The sequence below is a fragment of the Robiginitalea sp. genome (genome assembly GCF_982776155.1).
In genome coordinates, this window is sequence record NZ_CEXZKX010000004.1 from 179,916 (window position 1) to 202,497 (window position 22,582).

At 55.4% G+C, this 22,582-nt stretch carries 12 protein-coding genes and 1 pseudogene; 2 read left to right on the forward strand and 11 right to left on the reverse strand.

Going from position 1 to position 22,582, the window contains the following annotated elements; genetic code table 11:
• Positions 1 to 40: 40 nt before the first annotated feature.
• The 5 genes from AC3DKS_RS08600 to AC3DKS_RS08620 form a co-directional block, all read right to left on the reverse strand.
• Complete coding sequence (locus tag AC3DKS_RS08600) at positions 41 to 1,369, reverse strand: Gfo/Idh/MocA family protein (RefSeq protein WP_336298664.1); 1,329 nt, start codon at positions 1,367 to 1,369, stop codon at positions 41 to 43.
• A gap of 32 nt (positions 1,370 to 1,401) precedes the next feature.
• A complete protein-coding gene (locus AC3DKS_RS08605; RefSeq protein WP_272640710.1) occupies positions 1,402 to 2,343 on the reverse strand; it encodes a formylglycine-generating enzyme family protein in 942 nt (313 codons plus the stop codon).
• A gap of 72 nt (positions 2,344 to 2,415) precedes the next feature.
• On the reverse strand, positions 2,416 to 3,366 hold the full coding sequence (locus AC3DKS_RS08610; protein WP_420593345.1) for an alpha/beta hydrolase: 951 nt from the start codon (positions 3,364 to 3,366) through the stop codon (positions 2,416 to 2,418).
• 91 nt (positions 3,367 to 3,457) lie between these two features.
• Positions 3,458 to 6,778, reverse strand: coding sequence for a glycosyl hydrolase (locus tag AC3DKS_RS08615; protein WP_272607797.1), 3,321 nt, complete (start codon positions 6,776 to 6,778; stop codon positions 3,458 to 3,460).
• A 77-nt stretch (positions 6,779 to 6,855) separates the two neighbouring features.
• A complete protein-coding gene (locus AC3DKS_RS08620; protein ID WP_272607796.1) occupies positions 6,856 to 9,855 on the reverse strand; it encodes an alpha-L-rhamnosidase in 3,000 nt (999 codons plus the stop codon).
• A gap of 239 nt (positions 9,856 to 10,094) precedes the next feature.
• Here AC3DKS_RS08620 and AC3DKS_RS08625 point away from each other — a divergent pair, with 239 nt between their 5' ends.
• Positions 10,095 to 11,015: an alpha/beta hydrolase gene (locus tag AC3DKS_RS08625; RefSeq protein WP_272607795.1), complete on the forward strand. Its 921-nt coding sequence runs from the start codon at positions 10,095 to 10,097 to the stop codon at positions 11,013 to 11,015.
• A 16-nt stretch (positions 11,016 to 11,031) separates the two neighbouring features.
• On the opposite strand, the gene AC3DKS_RS08630 is transcribed toward AC3DKS_RS08625, so the two are convergent.
• From AC3DKS_RS08630 to AC3DKS_RS08655, 6 genes and pseudogenes are all read right to left on the reverse strand, one after another.
• Positions 11,032 to 11,595 (reverse strand): DapH/DapD/GlmU-related protein, encoded by a 564-nt coding sequence (locus tag AC3DKS_RS08630; RefSeq protein ID WP_272607794.1) that lies wholly within the window; start codon positions 11,593 to 11,595, stop codon positions 11,032 to 11,034.
• Between the two features lie 157 nt (positions 11,596 to 11,752).
• A complete protein-coding gene (locus tag AC3DKS_RS08635; protein ID WP_272607883.1) occupies positions 11,753 to 13,441 on the reverse strand; it encodes a family 78 glycoside hydrolase catalytic domain in 1,689 nt (562 codons plus the stop codon).
• 66 nt (positions 13,442 to 13,507) lie between these two features.
• A pseudogene (locus tag AC3DKS_RS08640) lies at positions 13,508 to 14,104 on the reverse strand (alpha-L-rhamnosidase N-terminal domain-containing protein); the annotation flags it as partial.
• Positions 14,105 to 14,242: 138 nt separating this feature from the next.
• Positions 14,243 to 15,715, reverse strand: coding sequence for a RagB/SusD family nutrient uptake outer membrane protein (locus tag AC3DKS_RS08645; protein ID WP_015755378.1), 1,473 nt, complete (start codon positions 15,713 to 15,715; stop codon positions 14,243 to 14,245).
• A gap of 10 nt (positions 15,716 to 15,725) precedes the next feature.
• Positions 15,726 to 18,833 carry a SusC/RagA family TonB-linked outer membrane protein gene (locus tag AC3DKS_RS08650; protein WP_202944100.1) on the reverse strand — a complete coding sequence of 1,036 codons (3,108 nt, stop codon included), beginning with the start codon at positions 18,831 to 18,833 and terminating at the stop codon, positions 15,726 to 15,728.
• Positions 18,834 to 19,182: 349 nt separating this feature from the next.
• A complete protein-coding gene (locus tag AC3DKS_RS08655; protein ID WP_015755380.1) occupies positions 19,183 to 20,205 on the reverse strand; it encodes a GntR family transcriptional regulator in 1,023 nt (340 codons plus the stop codon).
• Between the two features lie 277 nt (positions 20,206 to 20,482).
• Here AC3DKS_RS08655 and AC3DKS_RS08660 point away from each other — a divergent pair, with 277 nt between their 5' ends.
• Complete coding sequence (locus tag AC3DKS_RS08660) at positions 20,483 to 22,582, forward strand: bifunctional aldolase/short-chain dehydrogenase (protein ID WP_272607793.1); 2,100 nt, start codon at positions 20,483 to 20,485, stop codon at positions 22,580 to 22,582.

Genomic DNA, 22,582 nt, shown 5'->3' on the forward strand with positions numbered 1-22,582 from the left:
CTCAGGGCCTCCTGCCCAAATCTCAGGGCCGGGCGCCTGCCTAAACCGCCTGGTATTGCCCGGGCATGGGGACCGGGTACTTCCCGTCCGCATCGGGCAGGGAAGGCGGGGTTGTCTCCCAGCTAACGGTCTCCGGCATCAGCCTAACCTCCGAATTCATGGCTTCATCCCAACCGATGACCTGGCCGCTGTAGGTGGCCATGCGCCCCATAATTGCCGTAAGTGTGCTTTTAGCCCCGTTGTAGGCATCGTTGATCTGCCCCCCTTCCCGGATAGAGGCAAAAAGTCGGTTGTGCTCTTCCTGGTAGGGATTGTGCCCCTCGGAATTGGCAATGGCAGCCTGCTCCTTACCTTCCAGGTCGAAGATTTTAGCAACACCTGCATCATTGGTCTCCACCGATCCGGCAGTGCCCTGGAAGCACTCCCCCACCCGGTACATGGTACCCGGCTGGTGGCGGCACTGGCTCGCTACCACTGCCCCGCTGGGATAGGTATATTCCACAAAATGGTGGTCGTAGATCTCGCCGTGATCGGCTCCGGTACGGACCAGCCGGCCGCCCATCCCCTGGGCCGATACCGGGTACTCCCCGATAAACCAGTTGGCCACATCGATATTGTGGATGTGCTGCTCCAGGATATGGTCGCCGCAAACCCAGTTAAAATAATACCAGTTCCGCATCTGGTACTCCAGTTCCGATTGCCCGGCTTCCCGCGGGCGGAGCCAGACACCGGCGCTATTCCAGTATACCTGCCCGGATCGGATTTTCCCGATGGCCCCGGCCCGAAGCTTCTCAAGGGTCTGAATATAGTTTTCCTGGTAATGGCGCTGGAGGCCGACCACGACATTGAGATTTTTTTCGTCCGCCAGCCGGGCGGCCTCCAGTACCTTGCGGATCCCCGGGGCATCGGTAGCCACCGGTTTTTCCATAAAAACGTGCCTGCCGTTTTCCACCGCATAGGCAAAATGGTAGGGGCGGAATCCCGGCGGGGTGGCCAGGATAACTACATCGGCCAGGTCAATGGCTTTCTTAAAGCCGTCAAACCCAACGAATTTACTTTTCTCCTTCACCCGGACCTTCCCGGTACCCTGGTAGGCCTCCGAAAGGCTGTTGTAACTGGAAGCCAGACGGTCTTCAAACAGGTCGGCCATAGCCACCAATTCCACGTCCGGGTCGGCCTGCAGCGCCTGGTTGGCGGCACCCGTTCCCCTGCCCCCGCACCCCACCAGGGCGAGCTTTAATTTCGAGTTTTTGAGGATGCCGGCCATCGCTTGCAGATCAAAGGTCGGCAGCATCGTTGCAGAAGCCGCCAGGGTGGATGCTTTGATAAATTTTCTGCGGCTGGGGCCGGGAAGGTCTTGATTGTTCATTTTCATTTGTGTTTTTGGTAGCTGATCTGTGGTTATTTCGTATCCCAATATCGGGAAAAGTCCGAGGCTTCAGGTGGATTCTGGGGGCGCACAATGCGAAATCCGGCAAACGGGGCATCCGTAAACCAGAATTTACTCCGGGGAAACTGCGGGTCGCGCTGCTTCCACACCGGGTTGGAGGCCAGCCTTGCCGCATTTTTTAAAGCCTCCGGTCCGTCCCTGTAGGAGCCGCCCCTCAATACGCCGGGGTACTCAGCAACAGGGGGCTCAAACTCAGATGCTGCGTTTCCAAACGCCCCGGATTCAAAACGGTCCAGGGTCCACTCCGCCACATTCCCGTAGATATCGTAAAGCCCCCAGGGATTTGGCTGCTTCTTCCCAACCGGGTGGTAGGTCCCGTCGCTGTTCCCGCTGTACCAGGCGTACCGCCCCAGGCTGTCCGGCCGGCTGCCGAAAAAATACGGGGTATCCGTCCCGGCCCGGGCCGCGTACTCCCACTCCGCTTCCGTTGGCAAACGGTAAAAGTTCCCGGTTTTTGCGGAGAGCCATTTACAGAAAAGCGAGGCGGCCTTCCGGGTGACATTGCCGACAGGGAATTCTTCACCGGTCCCCATCCCCAGGCTCATATCCACATAGGGTATGGTGGCCCCGGCAACCGCATCGACTTCAAGGTTTACCTCGTTGCCACGGCCGGGCTGGGGTTCCGAATCGGCAGATCGCTGCAGGAATGCCTGGTACAGGCCCCAGGTGATTTCCCGGGAGGACATCCAGAAGGGATCTACCCGTACAATGCCGGGGGAAACGCCCGCCTGCCGGCTGGCCGGGGTATACGTCCCTCCGGGTATGGCGGCCATGTCGATTTCGAGGTTTGTACCCGCCAGGGTCTCCGTATAGCCAGCTTCCTGAGCGTTGCCGCTGGAAATTGCGAGCAGACACAACCACCCGATAGCAATCCCTTGAATCATTATCTTCATCAGCAGGTTAAAATAAGGAAAATGGCAGAATCTAAACGATTGTCCTACCTGCCCACCGGTTGCCGCCGCTACCTAACGTCCTCCCCCGAAATTTTCCAATATCCACCGGATACAGGGTTCCATCCACTGCCTGTCGGCGGTCGGGTTGACCATACCATACCCGTGACCGCCTTTTGCATAAAAAAACGAGGTCACCGGGATGCCCTGTTGCTGGAGGGCGGCGATAAAGAGTATGGAATTCTCCACCCGGACAACCGGGTCGTCCACCGCATGGGTTACGAAGGCCGGGGGCGTGTCTGCCGATACCTGTAATTCATTGGAATAATCCGCAATTCCGGTTTCCGGAATTCTCCACGTGCCGTCCGTATCCTGTATTCCGATCAAATTCCGGCGCGAGCCTTCGTGGGTGAGGCTATCGGCAAAGCTGATAACCGGGTAATTGAGTACCATAAAATCCGGCCGCAGGCTGGTTTTTCCCGGATTGGCAATGACCGCCTGCTCGTAATGGGTGCCGGCGGTGGAAGCCAGGTGCCCGCCTGCCGAACTTCCCGCTATCCCGATTTTATCCGGGTCCAGCCGCCACTCCACGGCCCGTTCCCGGACCAGTTGCAAGGCCCGTTGGGCATCCTGCAAAGGGGCTGTTTCCTTCCGTGACGAGGTGGCATCGAGGGGCATGCGATATTTCAGCACAAAGGCTGCAATCCCCGATTCGTTGAACTTTTGGGCCATTTGGTGCCCTTCATGGTCGATGGCGACCCCCGTGTATCCGCCCCCGGGGCAAATGACAATTCCGATTCCGGTGTTCCGCGATGCTTCCGGCAGGTAGACGGTAAGTTCCGGCTGGCTGGTTTTTGAGATAAACCGCCGGCTTTCGCCTTCTGGCCCCTTGTAGGACTCGACAACTTCCTGGACGCTATGCGGCAATTCGCCCGGTATAGCGCCGGCCGGGTAGAGTTTAAGGGTTTGCTGCCCGTAACCGATGAAACCAATCAAAAAAATCAAAAGGAAATATACTTTCTTCAAGTCACCCCAGTCCATCTTTTTAAAAATTTAAGGCCTGCCAGCCAGGTGGCACAATCATCCCTAGGCAAATCGCCTGCTTTTCATACTCGGTTTACTTTATTTTCAGTAACCGAACCGGTCCCACTAAACCAGAAGGCAATAAGGGCTCCGTTCCGTTGTAAAATGGCATCGTGGTAAAGGTAATCTTTTCGGTCACACCCGGTTGGGCATCCCCGATTAACCGGTTGACCCATGTATTGGTGACGCGGATTTCCAATTGATTCGCCCCATCCTTAAGAGCCTCTGTAATTTCAATCCGGTACGGGGCTTTCCAGGCAACACCCATGGATTGACCGTTGAGGATCACTTCTGCCAGGTTGTGTACCGCGCCCAGGTCCAGCCATACCCCGGCGTCTGCCGACGCTTCCGGCCGATCGAACGACTGGGTATACGTAGCCGTACCGGAGAAGTACTTCACCCCGTCATCCGCGTGTTCCGAAAGGGAGGCAAGGGATTCAAGCGTTATGGAGCCAGGTGCCCCGCGTCCTTCTTCAAACGTCACTTCCCACGGGCCCTGCAGGGTGTGGAGGGATTCCTCGGTGAATTCCGGCAATTCCCCCAAATCCTCGGTGGCTTCTCCTGCAAACACCACAAATACGGACCCCCAGGGGGCCATATCGAGGTCGACTACGGTACGCCCGTCCGTTTTTTTATAAGAAACCGGATGGACGGCCCCCGTCTGCGGATCCCAGAGCTCTGGTTTTCTACCGCTCACGCGGAAACTGGCCAGGGCCCGGGTGCCTCCTTCCGACCGGTTATTGAGCCAGTAAATATCAATTTCCCCGGCACGGCGGTGGCGGAACAGGATCTCATGGTCCGTGCCGTTAATGACCACATCCTGGGGCACATCCAGGGAAACATCCGCTCCTACATGCTCCAGTGACCAGGTGGCATCCGCCACGGCAGAAAAGACTTCGGGATCGTCGGCCAGGCTGGGCGAGGCTACCGGTTTTGATCCTTTGATCTTGACGCCCGCATCTGCCAGTTCCCGGAGCTTTTGCAGCGTCGAGAGCGTCATGCGGGCCGTACCCGGATCCAGTTGGAGCATCTTATAAGTCGCCCCGCCGAGGGTCTTCAGTTGCCCGTTGGCTGCGGTGACTGCCTCCTTGAGGATCGCAGCACTCACAAAATCGAATTCATGGCCCTCGGGAATATCCGGCAGGCTTTCCTGGGTGATGTGGGTGATGTTGTCGTTTTCCCCGTATAGGTAGAGGACATCGGCTACGTTCCGCCCTTGCTGCAACAGGTAGGAACTTCGCGCCAGGTAATTGATCCAGGCTTTGGCGCCTGCTCCGGACCAGGTTTCCTGTCGCGTGAAGTATTGGCCGAACGGGCCCAGGCTAAAGCCCGGCATCAGCCCATCCAGCGGCTGGTGGACCGAGGTGTGGATCACATACCGGTTCAGGCCTGAGGCGAGCTCCAGGTCGGCCGTACGCTTGAGTTTTGCCGGGTGCCATGAGAATGCGTTTTGGATAGAAGTCATGGATTCGGCCGCCACATACGGCTTCCCGTAGATGTTCGCCACGGAGGCCGATTCCCGGATGTCCCCTTCGCTGCGGACCTCTTCGTCCGAGCCCCCGGCCAGGCTCCCGGGCGTCCACATCGCCGACATGGGCACATCTGCGTTTCGCTTCACGTCCATACCGTCCGCCAGGTAAATCCGGTTGCCTTCGTGGCTCTCCGTATAGCGTCCCATCCCGCGTTTTTTCAATTCTTCGCCAATGGCGTCGTAATGATTATCCGCAATCATCTCCCCGATGGTTTTGCGAAAATCCCACAGGAACTTTTCGGAGGCTTCCCGGCTTTGAACCACCCGTCCTGTCAGCACGGGAATCCAGGGTTTGATGCTGTAGCCGCGGCGCGCCTCGAATTCGGCAGGCATATCGTGGGTCCAGTTCATGTGACCCGCCTCATAACTATCCAGGATGATATACCCCAGGCCTGACTCGCCCAGTTGCCCGCCTGTGGCATCCGCATACAGGTCCAGGTAATGGTTGATATAGCGGCGGACAGCTTCTTCATCCAGTTTGTCGACCTCAAGCCCCGTTGCCTCCGGAGAGGCCGGGTGATTCTGGCGACCCGTGAGCGAATAACCCAGGCGGACCACCTTCCACTTGCCATCCGGCACCTCCCAGTTGAGAAACCCGTCTTCGGTGACCTGGTCGGTCAGGTCGATGACCTCATCGGCTGGGATTGCCGCATCCGCTTCCTGCCGGTAGGTTTCCGTTTCTTCACTCCAGGCGCTGAACCCTGCCTTGTCCTCAAAACGGTCGATCCGGTCGGCCTGGTACAGGACGAATTCTGCTACGGGGACCCCATCGGGTTTGGCGGGTGCCGGTGCCCCGAACAGCGCCCCCACCCCTGCCGGTGCAGGTGGTAGCGTTTCATAGGCGAAACGCCAGTGCCGGGCCGAGGTTTCGGGAAAACTCCCTGAAGTCTGTGGGTTCAAAGTCCCGGGGATATCTACAACCTTCCGGAAATTGACCCCATCGTTGCTCACGTACAGTTTACGGTTCTGCGGGCTCCCCCTGAACTGCTCCAGCTGGCTGTGGTTTGCCCCCACCACGGAATAACTCCGGAAGGTCTGCGGACTGTCAAAACTGTACTGAATCCAAACCTCTTCCCCCACCTGCCCGGGCGGCAATTCCGTCGCAGTGTGTACATCCCCGTCGGTCAGAGCTTCCAGGGTAAAGTGTCCGCCGCTGGAGGAAACCCGGGGTGCCAACCGGGCCATAGGAACTTCACCATCGGGAACCCGGTAGGCAACCACAGCCGCATCTTCGTAGAATTCCGGTAATTCAATATGCCCTTCGCTCATCTCAATACCCCCTTCACCAGCGGCATTCTGGAAGCTCCCCGTGGCCGTTATGGGTTCCGGTAGTTTTCCATCATAGGTGGTCCCGCCTTCCAATACCATCTCGCTCCAGACATATTTTTTCATCCCGTCCCGGGGTTCCACCCAGGGACCGCCGGTAACGCTCCATCCCGGGGAACCCGCAATGGTCATTTCCAGGCCTTTTTCCACGGCCAGGTCTGTGGCGTGTTTGAAAGCTTCCTTCCACGGAGGCGTCATAAATACGAGCTTCTGGTCTACAACAACCGGCGTAAACAGGTTTGCATCAAAATTCTGGAACCCGCCAATCCCGGTACGCTCCATCCATTCCAGGTCTGCCGTGATACCTTCAAGGGTGACATTTCCGTTCATCCAGTGCCACCAGACCCGGGGCCGGGCCTCATTCGGCGGGTTTTCAAAGCCGGCACGCAGTTCGGCGAGATCCGGTGTTGGGTCTTGATACTCATGGGGGTCCTGCTGGCAGGCTGCCAGGAATGCCAGGACAGCTGTGGCGGCCAACATGTGTTTGATTGGTTTCATACTTCGGTTTGTTTTGTTTTTATGTTTGTTTACTCGGTACCTGCAGGTTGGACCGTCACCCGCTTGAGGCATATGGCCTATAATTTCTGGGCCTCAAACCGCTGGCTGCCGTAATTGAATTGCAACCCTTCTATCTCGCCTGCTTCATTCGCCACAAACCGCACCGTGTTGGAGGGCTCGTCCGTGTCGATATACAGTAGCGGATCGGTTGGGTCCGGCCGGTAGACGGCACTGTTTTCCGAGGTGACCATGCGGAGGTTTCCGCCCTCCAGGGATTCCACCTCGATTTCATAGGAAAACCCGCTGGTAAAGCGGTATGTCCCCGCAAAACCACCGGCTTCCGGGGTGCTCCGTTCTACGGCAACGCTGAAGGAATATGTGCCCGGGGCGAGTTCCAGGCGAACTTTTCCGTCCCGGTCATCCAGGCGCCTGAGTCCATCCGCGCGGTCAAGAGGCCGGCCGCCCTCCCGAATGGCGTCATAGGCCCCATAAGGCAGCACGATTTCTGCCGTGGTATTGACAGGCACCAGAACCTGATGCGAAAAAGTATCCCCTTCAAAAGCCCAGGCACTGCGGATGGTGCCGTAATAGGTGTCCAGGTTGGCCTCAGCCCGGGTAAGTCCCGCCCCGGGGGAGGCAGCGATGCGGAATTTCTTATAGCCCGGGCCTTCTGCAAGGGCCTGTATCCCTCCGATTTGCTGGTACATCCAATCCCCGATGGCTCCATATGCATAGTGGTTGTAGGAATTCATAGACGGGGTCTGGAAAGTCCCGTCGGGTTTGATCCCGTCCCATCGTTCCCAGATGGTTGTGGCCCCCTGGGTTACGGGGTAGAGCCAGGAGGGATACGATTTTTGCATCAGCAGCCGGTAGGCGATGTCCGTGTGCCCAAACCGGCTGAGTACGTGTGCCAGGTAAGGGGTCCCTAAAAACCCGGTCGTCAGGTGGTATCCATACGACTGGATATTCTCCACCAGGCGGTCGGCCGCCTGTTTGCGCAAATCTTCCGGGAGCAGGTCGAACTGCAGTGCCAGGACATAGGCGGTCTGCGTCCCCGAAACCATCCGGCCCGAAGGCGTCAGGTATTCCCTCCGGAAGGCACGGATGACGTCATCCAACAGGGCTTCGTATTCCCGGATATCCTCCTGGTTGCCCAATACCCTGGCTGCCTTGAGCAGCAGTTGGGTGGAATAGGCGTAAAACGCCTGGGAAATCAGGTATTTGTCCGTGATGGCAGCCCGGCCGTCCCGGTCGTCATCCGGGCTGTAAAACAGCCAGTCGCCAAAGTGGAATCCCTTGTTCCAGAGGTTTTCCGTGCTTTGGGACCGGATGTATTCCACCCATTGCTTCATGCTGGGATACTGGGTAGCCAGTAATTCCCGGTCGCCGTAGAGCAGGTAACTCTCCCAGGGGATGATGGTAGCCACATCGCCCCACCCGGCGCTGCCTGCTGAATTTTCCCCCAGGACATTCGGAACCACAAAAGGCACGGAACCGTTGTCCAGCTGGTCCGCGGCCACATCCTTCAACCATTTGGAAAAGAAGGGGTTTACGTTGAAATTGTAGGCAGCGGTACGGAAGAAGGCCTGCGCGTCCCCGGTCCATCCCAGGCGTTCGTCCCGTTGGGGGCAGTCAGTGGGCACGTCCAGGAAATTGCCTCGCTGCCCCCACTGGATATTGTGCTGCAACTGGTTGAGGAGCTCATTGGAGGTGCTGAACTGCCCGGTTTGATCCATGTCCGAATACAGGGCGATGGCTGTCAGGTTATCGGGTGTCGGGGTGAAGCCTTCAACCCGTACGTACCGGAAACCGTAAAATGTGAAATGAGGCTCCAGGACCTGCTCCGGGCTGCCGTCCAGGATATAGGTGGCTTTCTGGTCTGCATCCCGCAGGTTGTCCGTATAGAAATTTCCTTCTTTGGTCAGCACTTCCGCATGTTGCAGGATGACTTCCTGCCCGGCACTCCCCCCGAGACGGAGCTGCACCCAGCCCACCAGGTTCTGCCCGAAATCCACCACCACATCGCCCTCCGGCGTAGTCAGGATTTCAGCGGGCCGGAAAGTTTCATGTTTGCGGACCGGTTCATTCTCCGTGGCGATCAGGTTATCTTTCGCATAGTCCCCCACCCGTACGGGTTCCCAGGAGGCATCGGCATAGCCTGCCTGGTCCCAGCCGTCCAGCTCCTCGGTGGAATCGTAGGTTTCCCCGTCATAAATTTCAGAATTCCGTATGGGGCCTGTACTGCTCACCCAGGTGCCGTCGGTCAGGATGCTGCCTGTAGTGCCGTCCGCATAGGTGATATCCACCTGCATCAGAAGTGCCACATCGTCCCCGTAGTGGTCGCGCCGGTCGCCCCAGGCGAGGTAATCCCGGTACCAGCCATTGCCCAGTATGGCGCCTACCGCATTTTTTCCCTTTTGCAGCAAGTCAGTGACGTCGTACTGCTGGTATTGCAAGCGGGTGTCGTAGCTGGTCCAGCCCGGGGTCAGGTAGGCATCCCCTACGCGCTTTCCGTTGATCCGGGCCTCGTACATACCATGTGCCGTAATGTAAGCCGTGGCTTTACGGACAGGTTTGTCCAGGGTAAACTCCTTGCGGAGGTACGGACTGGGCCGGTTGATGGTATCCTCGGCAAAGCCCGGCCCGATCCATTCTGCCCTGAATTCGGTTTCCGGCCGAAGCAGGCCCATCTGCCAGTAACCCGTTGGGCTCCAACGGCCGCGCCGGCCGTCCTGGTCCCAGACGCGGACCTGCCAGGCGTATTGTTGCCCGCTTTGCAGTTCGGGCCCTGCATAGGCCACATGGACCGATTGTCCGGATTCCACCTTGCCGGAGTCATAGAAGCCCCAATCTGGGGAATCTCCCTTACGGGCTACCAAACCCACACGGACCTGGTAGGCCGCCTGGGATGCCCCTCGTTTGTCGGAGGCCATCGCCCAGGACAGGCGGGGGGATTCGTCTGTGATCCCGGAGGGATTTACCCGGTTTTCCACCCAGGTTTTTTCCACGGAAATTTGTGCGTTGCCCAGCAATCCGCAAATTGCGAGCAACAAGAAGAGGTAAGCTTTTAATTTCATTCTTGGCAGGTGTTTGTCCGGGCAGGAGGCGTATTCCACTCCCGGGATTAGTATTCATTCAAGATTAGCTATTCCACCCGGATTATCCATTCCGTACTGTTCCGTACACGTTGGAGCGGTAGGTGTAATTTCAACCCGGGAAAGTAGTCTTTAACAGTACAGAATAGTTTTCTTGCCAGGTTCAACTACATTTGGGATATACCATGTAATCAACGAAAGAAACGGTAAATAAATCGCTGATGAAAAATTCAACCCTAGCCAGATACACCTCGTGCCTCACATTACTATTTGTCCTGCCATTTTTTTCCGGTATGGCCCAGCCCCCCTCACCAGGCCAGATACAGGAGCGCCTTCCTGAAGGCACCACCATCCACGGCAATATCCCGTACCACAATGACACCCTTCAGAAACATTTACTGGACATTTATATTCCAAGTGAGGCCGAAAAACCGGTTCCCCTTGTGGTTTTTATACATGGTGGAGGGTGGATTTCCAATGACAAATACGCGGATATGGGCTATATGCCCAATACCATCAATGCGATGCTGGACAATGGGATGGCGATTGCCTCCATCGATTACCGTTTTGCGCAGGATGCCATTTTCCCTGGGATCCTGCAGGATTGCAACAAGGCGGTGAGCTTCTTATACGACCATGCAGGCGAATATGGGCTGGATACCAGCAACATCGGCCTGATGGGATTCTCGGCAGGCGGCCACCTGGCAGCGCTCATGGGGACCTCCCAGAACAATGAAGTGGAAGGCCTCCACGTGGCTGGCAGTTACCGGCCTTTCCGCTATCAGGCCGTGGTGGACTTCTACGGACCCACCGACCTGGTACTCCTGCCGGGGAACGAGGATGAAAAGTCGCCCGAGGGGATCCTTATCGGGGCTGCCCCCCTGCTTCGTCCGGACCTGGCAAAAGCGGCCAGCCCGATTACGTATATCGACCCGGAGGACCCGCCTTTTCTGATCTTTCACGGGGAGAAGGACAACATCGTCTCAAACAAGCAGTCCAAGCTATTCAGTGCCTGGCTGGATATCCATGGCGTGGAAAACGAATTGACCATCGTGGCGGACGCCCCGCATTTTGGAACCATGTACGATGTGGAGGAAATCCGCTCACGCGTTATCGCATTTTTAAACGAGCATTTGAAATAAGCGGACAAGGGCTCAATTACCCCATTTCGCGAATCACCCGGGCCGGTACCCCGGCCACCACGGTATTCGGGTGTACGTCCTTATTTACCAGTGCCCCTGCAGCGACAACGGAATTGCTGCCAACGGTAACGCCCGGCAGGATGGTAGCCCCTGCCCCGATCCAGGCATTGTTCCGGATAATCACCTCAGCGGGCACCATCGATTTCCTGGTAGGGATGTCCACCGGGTGATTCTCCGAGGTAATATTCACCCGGGGTCCAATCATCACATCGTCCTCGATGGTGATTCCCCCCAGGTCCAGGAAACTGCAGGCATGGTTGATAAAGACCCGCTTCCCTAGCACAATATTCCGGCCAATGTTGGTGTGGAAAGGCGCAAAGACGGTTGTGGAAGCATCTACCGGGCTACCGATGATCCGGCTGAGAATTTCCCGGATTTCGTCCACGTCCGACGCCACATTGAGCCTGGCCGAAAGTTTCAGGGTCTGGTTGACGGCCTCCCGGATCTCCGAATAATCCGGATCATCCATCGGGATAATTTCCCCCTTGCGCAACCGATGAAAGATGCTGTTTTTTCCCATGGTCAAACTCGTATAAATATTCGTATTACCTATAAAACAAAGAAGGTATTAAAGAAATAGATAGGATCAAAAAAAGGCCTGCTTCCCGCAGGCCTTTTTCCTTATCAATTTCCGGGGTGCATGCCCCGACCCTGCACAAGGCAGGCTAACCGGCTTTTTAAATACTGAAGTTGTTCCGTCCGCTTTGCAAGGCGCGCACCTTCCCGTTCCAGTGAAACTCCCCCGTGAGGCCGGCCGGCAGCGTAACGGTAGCTTCCAGGGCCTGGCCAGACCGTTTGTAATCTACCGAGATACTGCCTTCGGGGTGCGGCATCTCCCCACCGATTTCATCGATATCCCCAAGGTTGGGCGCAATGCGGACCTGTTTAAAGTTCGGCGCGGCACTCTCAATTCCCAACAGGATCCTGAAGAATTCAATATTCGGGCTGGACCCCCAGGCGTGGCAATCCGAACGGGTGGTTTCTACCTGGGAGGTCTCCCCCCAGGTTGTAAGCCCCAGTTCCATGTTTTTACGCCAGATATCCAGCATGTCCAGGTATTTGTCGCCATAACCGGCCTCCTTCAGTGCCAGGTGCAGGTAGTACTTGAAATAGATGGACGCAGGTGCCAGGGAATCGTCGTTAAGCAAGGCTTCCCCGATGGCCTGCATTTGCGGCGCGTCTACCAGCCCCGCCAGGATGGCCAGGGAATTAACATGCTGGGAAAAAGTGTCCTTAGCCGGCGTATCGGCAAATAGCCCACTGGAGGCGTCCCAGTATTTCTCCCGGATGGTGACTGCAAGCTGTTTTGCAAACTCGGAATACAGGGCAACAAACTCCTTATTCCCTGCTTCTTGCTCCAGGGAAATCCCGGCCTGGAGAGCGTGTAGCATTTGCAAGTCCAGGGCCGCTGAGGACCCATCCTCGGCCATCGGGGCCATCCCAAAGCGCCATTCGGGTACCCAATCCGTATAGTTCCAGCCCTGGACGTTTTTCAGAGAACCATCAGAATCCAGGTAGGTAATAAAATAATTCAGGATCTGGCGGGTCCCCATGAGTTTGTCCGCTACAAATTCTTTATCGGATCCGTACATCAGGTAGTCGTACAACATACTAACATACCAGAGGGAATAAGTCGGGATCACCTGGTTCTGCCGGTCCGGATACCGACTGAGCGTATACCCATCCGGCTGACGGGAGTAATCAATAAGATTGAGGGCATTTTTTGCCAATCGTTCGTCACCGCTGTTGTAATAGGAGACAAAATGCTGGATCCGGGTATCCCCAACATATTGGAGTCTTTCGTAATACGGGCAGTCCATATAGGTGTCCACCGCACAGAGGCGGGCGGTGCGCCAGCCGATCTCCATAATGTCCTTCAACTCCGACCGGTCTGTGCGAAGGGTGGCTTTCATTTCAAACGGATACCCGGTAAATGTGCCGTAAATGTCCTCGATGACCAGAGGCTCCGCCCGAGTCTTTATATCCAGCTCCACATAGCGGAAGGTCCGGTAGGTCAGGGTGGTAAATTCCTGGTTGGCCATGCCCCCGGAAATCAGGCTGTCCCTGCGGCCGGAAATCGTCTTGCCTTCAATTACATCCCGGTTGCCCTTGGCGCCTTCCGCATCATAGAGCCCTTCCGCATAGGTGATCAGAATTTGCGCCCCGTCTCCCCCACTGAAGCGCAGGGTGGGGTAGGCATTGGTCAGGTGGCCCTGGTCCAGGAGGATTTTGGCCGAGGAATTCGCCGGAATCCGAACAGGAGTCGCCGACGTGGGGAATCCCGGAGGTACCCGAACCCCTTCCGATTTCCGGACATTGGCAAAACGCTCCTCCCTGAGTTCCAGCGATGGAAGAATGGTTGGCACGAGTTTCCAACCAGGTCGTTGCCGGAAACCAAAGCCACTAACTTCCGTTGCGAACACCGGAGTGGCTGACTCCCAGGATGAATCGTCGAAATCAACGCGTTTCCAACCTTGGATTTTTTTATTGAAATCGATCGCATCTCCTGCCCCGGCAGCGTAATAGCCCCGAACCTGTTGGGGTTTTGCGGTATAACTCAAATCTTCCCGAACTTTCCAGCCCGAATTTGTATTGACCCCCTTATACAAAGAATCGGCATGCTGTAGGATCAAGGCTGTTTTATAAGAAAACTGAGCTACTGGCCGAAGCTCCGCTTCATTCCATACCTCCGCGGACAACACATTCTTTCCGGGTTTCAGGTACGGTGCCAACTCCACGGTTTCATAATTCCAATTTTCGATATCGCCCCAATAGGGACCTACAGAAACAAGCTGTCCATTTACGTACAGCTTGTAGCGGTTGTCCGCAGAAATATGAACTTTATAGGATTCGGGTATGCTCTCCATGTTGATAGATTTGCGAAAATGGTAGAGGGCCGATTTCTCATTATCCGAATTGGGAAGGGTGATCCACTGGGCGGTCCATTCTATCCCCCCACCAGAATTTCCAAATTGGGCATAGCAGGATGTAGCGAGAAATATTAGTAATAATGTGAATGTTCTATTCATGACTGGAAATTTTTTTCAACCGATGTATTCCGAATATCTGGGAGGTCATTGGTTTCGATGCCTCCCTTTAGATACGCAAGCCCGGTATTCGCTGGGCGATCCGGGCTTGCTCCACTACCTAAAATTTAAACAAGTGCATCAAAAATTAGGATTTAACAATGCTTCACTCGCAGGAAGGGGGAATGTTTCGGCTATGGTTGTGAAAGAAGCCGGTGGCGGTGCGATCCCGGGCGGATAATAGTAAGCCTCCGGATTCGCCTTTACCCGCGCCCCGAAATCGGACATCACCTGCTGGGCATTGCCGGTCCGGACCAGGTCCAGCCAGCGTTTGTTCTCAAAGGCAAGTTCCGAACGGCGCTCATCCAGGATGGCCTGCCGCATGGTAGCCTGGTCTACGCCGGTGATCGGCCCAAGCCCTGCCCGGTCGCGTACGGCGTTCAGGTATTGTTCGGCTTGTCCGGGCTGTCCCTGTTCGTTCAGGGCTTCTGCCAGGAACAACAGCGCCTCGGCATAGCGGTAAACGGGCCAGTTGACCCCCGTGAGTCCCGGGTTGGAATGGGGCTGCCAGAATTTCTTGATATACGGATAAAATGTTCCTTCGAGTTCAATGCTGTCCAGATTAACGCTGGTACGCGCGTCGGAGGCTTCCCGGCTCTGGATGTAATCCGGCGTCGGTATGTTGAACCCTTCAATTGTCGCTGCCTGGGAATTGGATACTCCGGAGATTTGGGCTACCTGGTCTGCTGTCAGCGGCATCGGCAGCCATTCGTACATAAAACTGCTGGCAAACCCTTCTGTGCCTTCCAGGTATTGCACCTCAAAGATAGACTCTGCATTATTCTTGTTGTTGATGTCAAACACACTGGCGTAATCGCCCAGCAGATTGTACTGCCCGGAATTTACCAGGTCCGTGAGCAAGCTGCTGGCCGCCGACCAGTTCTCTTCCACCATATACAGGTTAGCAAGCAACATCTGGGCAGACCCCCGTGTGGCACGGCCTGCTTCCTGGTTGGCCTTTACCGGGAGCAACCCGATGGCCTCGTCCAGGTCACTCACCACCTGGGCGAGGATCTCACTGCGGGAAGACAGCGGTAAGGCAGCTTCTTCACGGTTGGTTACCGGTGTCAGGTGGAGCGGCACGGATCCGTAATACCGGGCCAGATCAAAATAACTGTGTGCCCGTAAAAAGAGCGCCTGCCCGATGACGTTGCTCTTCACGCCCGGGTCGTCGAACTCTACCGCGTCGATTTCCGCCAGGATTTGGTTGGCCCTGGCGATGATCAGGTAGTTGTTGTCGTACTTGGTTTCGACAAAAGCGTTCGGACTCTGCACCAGAAAGTTGGCAACATTTTCCTCTGACTGCACCGCCCGGTAATTGGGGTTGTGCCGATAATGTGTATTGTCCGACCGCATCTCGCCCATTATGTATGCATCGCTGTAAAGGTCGCGCAAGGGGGCATAGGTGGCATTGATGGCCTGTTCAAAATCCGATTGGGTTTCGAAGAATATGGCCTGGCTTAAGGAGTCCTCCGGGGGCAGTTCCAGGAAATCCTCCCCGCAACCGGTCAAAAGGCCGGCAAGTAACAGACTGCTATATATATACTTTTTCATGTTCTTTTATTTAAAATGACAGGTTAATACCCATAGTAAAGGTCCTCGGAAGCGGATAGGCCGCCCAGTCGAAGCCCAGGGCAAGTGCATTGAGCTCCCCGGCCCCGGTACTTGTCGTGCTGACATCGGGGTTGGCGCCACGGTACTTCGTGAACATAAAGGCATTCTGTACGGAACCGTACAGACGTGCCCGTTTCAGGAAGGAATCGTCGCGGAGTTGGAAGTTGTATCCAACCGTGATATTCCTGACAGCCAGATAGCTACCATCCTCTATGAAGCGTGTGGAAAACCAATCGCGCTCCATGAATGTCGCCGCGGTGGTTTTTCCATAACGCCCGCTTCCCGGGTTTTCAGGAGACCTCCAGCGATCCTGCACATTGCGCAGAACATTGAAAACGCCATCCAGATTGGTGGTGCCCTGGTCGGAGGTAATTGCAATATCATTGCCGACAGATCCCTGCATAACGATGGTGGCATCCCAGTTTTTGTATCGGAAATCGTTGGTAAACCCGAAGATGTAATCCGGGAAGGGGTTTCCGATAACCGTACGGTCGTCATTGTCCCCGCCATAGGTAATCACGCCATCACCATTTACATCGGCAAACTTGATAGTACCCACCTGCGACTCAGCCGCCTGGGGAGAATTGTCAAACTCTGCCTGGTTGTCGTAAACGCCATCCCAGATGAGCCCCCAGAATTGCCCCAGGGGTTCCCCCGGGCGCGTGAGGCTTTGGTAGGCGCCGAAACCTGAGTAGATCCGGTCTACGCCCTCGGCAAGGGCCACCACTTCATTTCGGTTGAATGCAATGTTGAAATTGGAGGTCCAGGTGAAATCGTCATTGACAAAGTTCCGGGTAACCAGGGCAAATTCATGTCCCCAGAATTCAATTTCCCCTACGTTGTCGTTGAAGTTGGTGAACCCGGACTCCTGGGGCACTGCCACATTGAAGAGTAGGTCCGTCGTATTCTTTTTGTAGTAATCATAAATAAACTCCACGCGGTTATTAAACATGCGCAGGTCCAGGCCGATGTCGAATTGTTTGGTCCTTTCCCAGCCGAGGTTGTTGTTCCCCAGCGTAGTTACCGCTGCACCACTGGCAATGGTGTTCCCGAATACGGCATTCAGGGAGTTGTCTACCAGGGCATATTGCGTATAGTTCCCGATATTATTGTTACCGATTATTCCGTAGCTGGCGCGTAATTTACCAAAGGAAAGCCAATCCGTTCCTTCCATAAAGGCCTCATCTGTGAACACCCAACCTGCGGAAATAGAGGGGAAGTTACCCCAGCGGTTTTCGGAACCGAAGCGGGAGGACCCGTCGCGGCGTACTGCCAGCGTAAGCAGGTACTTACCCATATAATCGTAACTGAGCCGGCTAAAATAGGAGGTCAGGCTCCAGTCGTTGATATTGTTGAAAGTGGCTCCACGGTCTATATTTAATGCAGACTGGATGGTTTGCACCCGGTCATCCGGGAAATTCGAAAGCCGGAGCTGCTGGTATTCACTTTCGTATTTCTGATAGGACGCCCCCAGGAGAATTTCCAGGTTGTGGTCCCCGAAACTGCGCGCGTAGGTCAGCGTGTTTTCATTTAGCCAGCTTAGGTAACTGGTTTGAGCCCGCGTACTGGTTGCGAGTATGGGGGGGAGCGACGCGAAGGTGTTTGACGCGGTTGAGGGGCTGAAACTAAAAAAGTTCGATTGCCCGAAGTCCCCGTTGATGGAGGTCTTGACTGTTAGCCCATCGATTGGTTCGTAGGTGAGGTAAAGGTTTCCAAGAATCCGTGTTTCCTTGGTTTCATTGGTGATTTCCCTGGCAGCCCGCACCCAGTTGGGTGTCGGGAACGCGCTGACCCCCGGTATCCAGGCTGTGAGCGGATAGGTTCCGTCATCGTTCTGGTACGGGAAAATAGGCCAGGTGAGCAGGGAGTTGTTGATGAGTCCGCCCCCACCGACCCCGTCGATGTTCGCACCGTAAAAGGCACCGTCGGAATTCGGAATATTATCCACTACGTAAGTAGGAGCCACGGAAAACCCCAGATCCAACTTGTCCCCCAGCTGGAAGCTGGAATTAGCCCGCATGGAATACCGCTTGAAATCCGAATTGATCATAACGCCTTCCTGGTCAAAATACCCGGCCACAATGGCGTGGGAGGCGCGTTCTGAGCGCGAAGACCAATTGAGGTTGAAACTCTGGATGGCCGCCGTCCGGAACATCCCGTCGTACCAATCATAACTCTGTCCGGCATACTGCTCCGGGTTCTGGAAAGGTTCCGGTACGGCAACCCCGAGGTCTTCGGCCGATTCCTTCTTAAACTGGGCGAATTCCTGGGCATTCATCATATCAGGGCGCCCCTTCTGGGGAACGGTCTGCACCCCGCCATAATAGTTGAAGGAGAGTTCGCCTCCTTCGACTTTCCCGGATTTAGTAGTGATAAGTACTACCCCATTGGCCGCACGCGATCCGTAGAGGGAAGTGGATGCAGCATCCTTCAGGACGGAAATACTCTCGATTTCGTCCGGGTTGATGGAACTGATGTCCCCAACTATCGGCTGCCCGTCCACAACGTACAGCGGGTCACTGCCCGCAAGGATGGAAGCCTGTCCACGGACCCGGACCTGGACGCCCTCCCCGGGCCGGCCGGTTGTCTGGTTTATCTGCACCCCAACAAGGCGGCCCTGTAATTTTTGGGTCACCTGCGGTACCGGAAGGTCAGCCAGTTCGTCCGTGTTGATCTGCTGGACTGCACCAGTCACTTTTCGGCTGGACTGCGTCCCATACCCTACAATGACTACTTCGTCGAGTTGTTCAGTGTCCGGCTGCATGACCACATTAATAGTGCTCCGTCCGTTTATGGCGACGGTCTGTCGCACAAACCCGAGATAGGAAAATACCAGGGTGGCATTGGCCGGAACATCGATCGTGTAGTTTCCGTCAAAATCTGAGGTGGTACCCGTGGTGGTGTTTTGCACCAAAACTGTTACGCCGGGCAGCGGTTGCCCCGTTTCAGCATCAGTCACCGTCCCGCTGACGGTCCCCTGCCCAATAGCCCAGAAGGGCAACATCAATAGAAAGCTCCATATAAAAGGCAGCCTCCCGTCGGATCTTTTTGTTTTCATTTAGAGGATTGTTTGAGTTTGGTTTTGTTCTCTTCCATCGCCCGATCTGGGCAACATAGGACAAGTTTACTGGAATGAATCCGCAATGCTATTCCGTTCTGTACTGTTCTGTATGATTTCATATCCTGAAATCCTGATCCGCTCAAAATGACTGATATAAGGGCAACTCATTTAAGGTACGTGCGCGTAGTACCCCCATCCCCTGGCCCGCACTCCGGGTTGAAATCCGGCGATTCTGTATGGATGTTTTTTTATTGGTGAAAATTGCGGGCGGGAGGGGTGGATAACTTACAAACTGGGATGGCGTCCGGAAATAGGCGCAAACGCATTGATAATATAAGAGAAGTTGTTAAAGCGAATTCCGGGAAATCACGTAGAAGGGGTTGGCCACGCTTCGGGTCCCTTTTTCAAGGACCATGTCGGCTGCCTGGCGACCCAGGTTTTCGAAGTCTGTGGAAATAACCGTAATCCCATCGCGCAGGATTTCCTTTACGGGGGTATCGTTGTAGGAGATGATGCCCACCTGCTTGCCCAATACCAGTCCGGAGGCATTGATCTTCTTGATAAGGATCACCAGATCGTCTTCCTTGAGATTGATATACACCGTATCGGGTTCGAGTTCCTCCTCTTCAATTTTCTCCACAATGCCAAAATCATAGGCGAATTCCCCGCAAAACCGGATAAAACCCTTCTTGATTTCTACCGGGTGGTACGTGCGCTGGCGCAGGAGCATCTTAATTTTTTTGTATTTGCGCAATTTAGGGTTGAGCTCCACCAACGCATCGTAGATATTCTTCTCAAATTCCTGGAAAACGGTAGCTACCTGGATGCAATCGTCCGGGAGTTTTTTATCCAGGACAATGAGTTTCTGTTTCGGGATGGAAGCCTGCAGGAAATCGCACAGGTCTTCCCCCCCTTCCTCAAAATGGCAAATCACGACGTAGTGCGTATAATCCCGGTTCTTTCCGTATTCGATCAGGTCCTTAAAATGCCGGTAGTTATTCTCATATATAAAAAAATCGACAGTGGCCCGGTCTCCCAACGTCCGGGCAAAAGCATCGTAGATGATTTTTTTATGCACACTGAGCTTATTGAAAAGCAGGAAAACCTTGGCCCGCAGTTTCAGCTGGTCATTTTTGATGTAATACCCCTTGCCCGGGACCGATTCAATTATCCCGGACTCCTTTAAATGATCGTAAGCCCGGACCACTGTATCCCGCGAAATATCAAATTCTATAAGCAGTTCGTTGACTGAAGGCAATTTGTCGCTGGCACGTACGTCGCCGTTCTCGATTGCCGTATAAATGGAATCGATGATTTGTTTGTACTTGGGGACCTTGGAGGTTTCCTTTATGTCGATAAAGTCGATCATTCTCGGGGGTAATTATAGTGAAAATTACGGAATGGACGCTTTTAATCTTCCATTCCTGCCGAGGTTCAGGGGCGCTTTGTATATTTAAGGAACCGTGACGCATGGAACAGGCCCCAGAGCTACTTCCCCCCGCAGGTCCGGGTTTTTTCTGACTCCCGATGATCGAAAAACAAAAACAAAATTCGCCGGGTGACTTCGCCCGAACTGAACAGTACAGAACAGGTATCTCAAATGTGCAGAATACATTTATACGCAAATTACAGCTAACAACACGAAGATGAAAACGAAAACCTTCAAACACGTGGACTACCTCTGGGACGAAAAGGAAGCAGCCAAACTCGGCGACGACCAGGTGGCACTATTCCTGTACCGTTCAAACATCCTGGGGTCCGATCTGCGGATCACCAACTACGGCGGGGGAAACACCAGCTGCAAGACCATCGAAAAAGACCCGCTTACCGGGACTGAAACGGAGGTGATGTGGATCAAGGGCTCCGGCGGGGATATCGGGACACTTACGCGCGCCGGAATTGCCGGGCTTTATACGGACCGGTTGCGCAGCCTAAAGAATGTCTATGGCGGTTTGCAGGACGAAGACCGGATGGTGGGCCTGTTCAATCACTGCATATTTGACCTGGACAGCCGGGCGCCCTCAATCGACACCCCCTTGCACGGGCTCCTGCCTTTCAAACATATCGACCACCTGCACCCGGACGCCCTTATTGCAGTTGCCGCCGCCGAAGACAGCGAAAAAGTTACCCGGGAAATCTGGGGCGACACCATGGGCTGGGTCCCCTGGCAGCGCCCGGGTTTTGACCTGGGGTTGCAACTCGAAAAATGCCTGGAGGAAAACCCGGGGATTCGCGGGATCGTCCTGGGGAGTCACGGGCTCTTTACCTGGGGGGACACCTCCTACGATTGCTACGTAAACAGTCTGGAAGTCATCGAGATGGCCTCCGAATACATCGCCGGGAAAATAGAGGAGCAGGGACAGGTCTTCGGCGGCCAAAAAGTGGCCCCGCTGCCGGCCGATAAACGGCAAGACCAGGCAGCCCTGCTCATGCCGCTGCTCCGCGGGCTCTGTTCCTCCCACCGGCGGATGATCGGGCATTTCAATGACTCGGAACCGGTACTGGAGTTTGCCGGTAGCCGCGACCTGGGCAGGCTGGCCCCCATGGGGACTTCCTGCCCGGACCACTTTTTGCGGACCAAGATCCAGCCGCTCGTCCTGGAACTCGCCCCGGACGAGGACCTGACCGACCCGGAGGCCACCCTGGCCAAACTCGAGCCGGCTTTTGAACAATACCGACGGGAGTACGCCGAATACTACGAGACCTGCAAGCGGGAAAACAGCCCGGCCATGCGGGATCCGAACCCGGTGATCATCCTCTATCCCGGGGTGGGCATGTTCAGCTTCTCCAAAGACAAACAGACCACCCGGGTTGCCAGCGAATTCTACATCAATGCCATCAACGTGATGCGGGGGGCGGAAGCGATATCCGCCTATACGTCCCTGCCCCGGCAGGAGGCCTTTGATATCGAATACTGGCTGTTGGAGGAAGCCAAACTCCAGCGCATGCCAAAACCCAAAGTCCTTTCCGGCAAGGTGGCCCTGGTCACCGGTTCCGGGGGTGGGATTGGCAAGGCCATCGCCGATAAACTGGCAGCGGAGGGCGCCAACATCGTCCTGACGGATATTGCCGAAGACCGCCTGAAAGAAGCCCTGGGAACCTACAAGCGCGACCAGGCAGTGTCCGCCGTCTGCGATGTCACGAGCCGCAACTCCATCCGGGACGCCTTCAAAAAAGCAACCCTTGCCTTTGGGGGCGTGGATATCGTGGTCCACAGTGCCGGTCTCGCCATTTCCAAGCCGCTGAACGAAACCACGGAAAAAGATTGGGACCTGCTGCAGGATGTGCTGGTAAAGGGACAGTTTGAACTCGCCCAGGAGGCAACGGGAATCATGCGCAAACAGGGTCTCGGCGGTGATTTTATCAGCATCGCCAGCAAAAACGGCCTGGTGGCCGGCCCCAACAATGTGGGCTATGGAACCGCCAAAGCCGCCCAACAACACATGGTGCGCCTGCTGGCCGCCGAACTGGGCCCGGAGAAAATCCGGGTGAATACGGTCAACCCGGATGGCGTGATTGTCGGGAGCAAGATCTGGGAAGGCAAATGGGCCGAAGGACGCGCAAAAGCCTACGGCATAGAAGTGGAAGAACTTCCGGCCTTCTATGCAAAGCGCAACCTGATGAATGAAATTATTTATCCGGAGGATATCGCCGCCGGGGTCTTTTCTCTGGTCGGCATTTTGGAGAAATCCACCGGGAACATTATCAACGTGGACGGGGGCATGGCCAATGCCTTCACCCGTTAA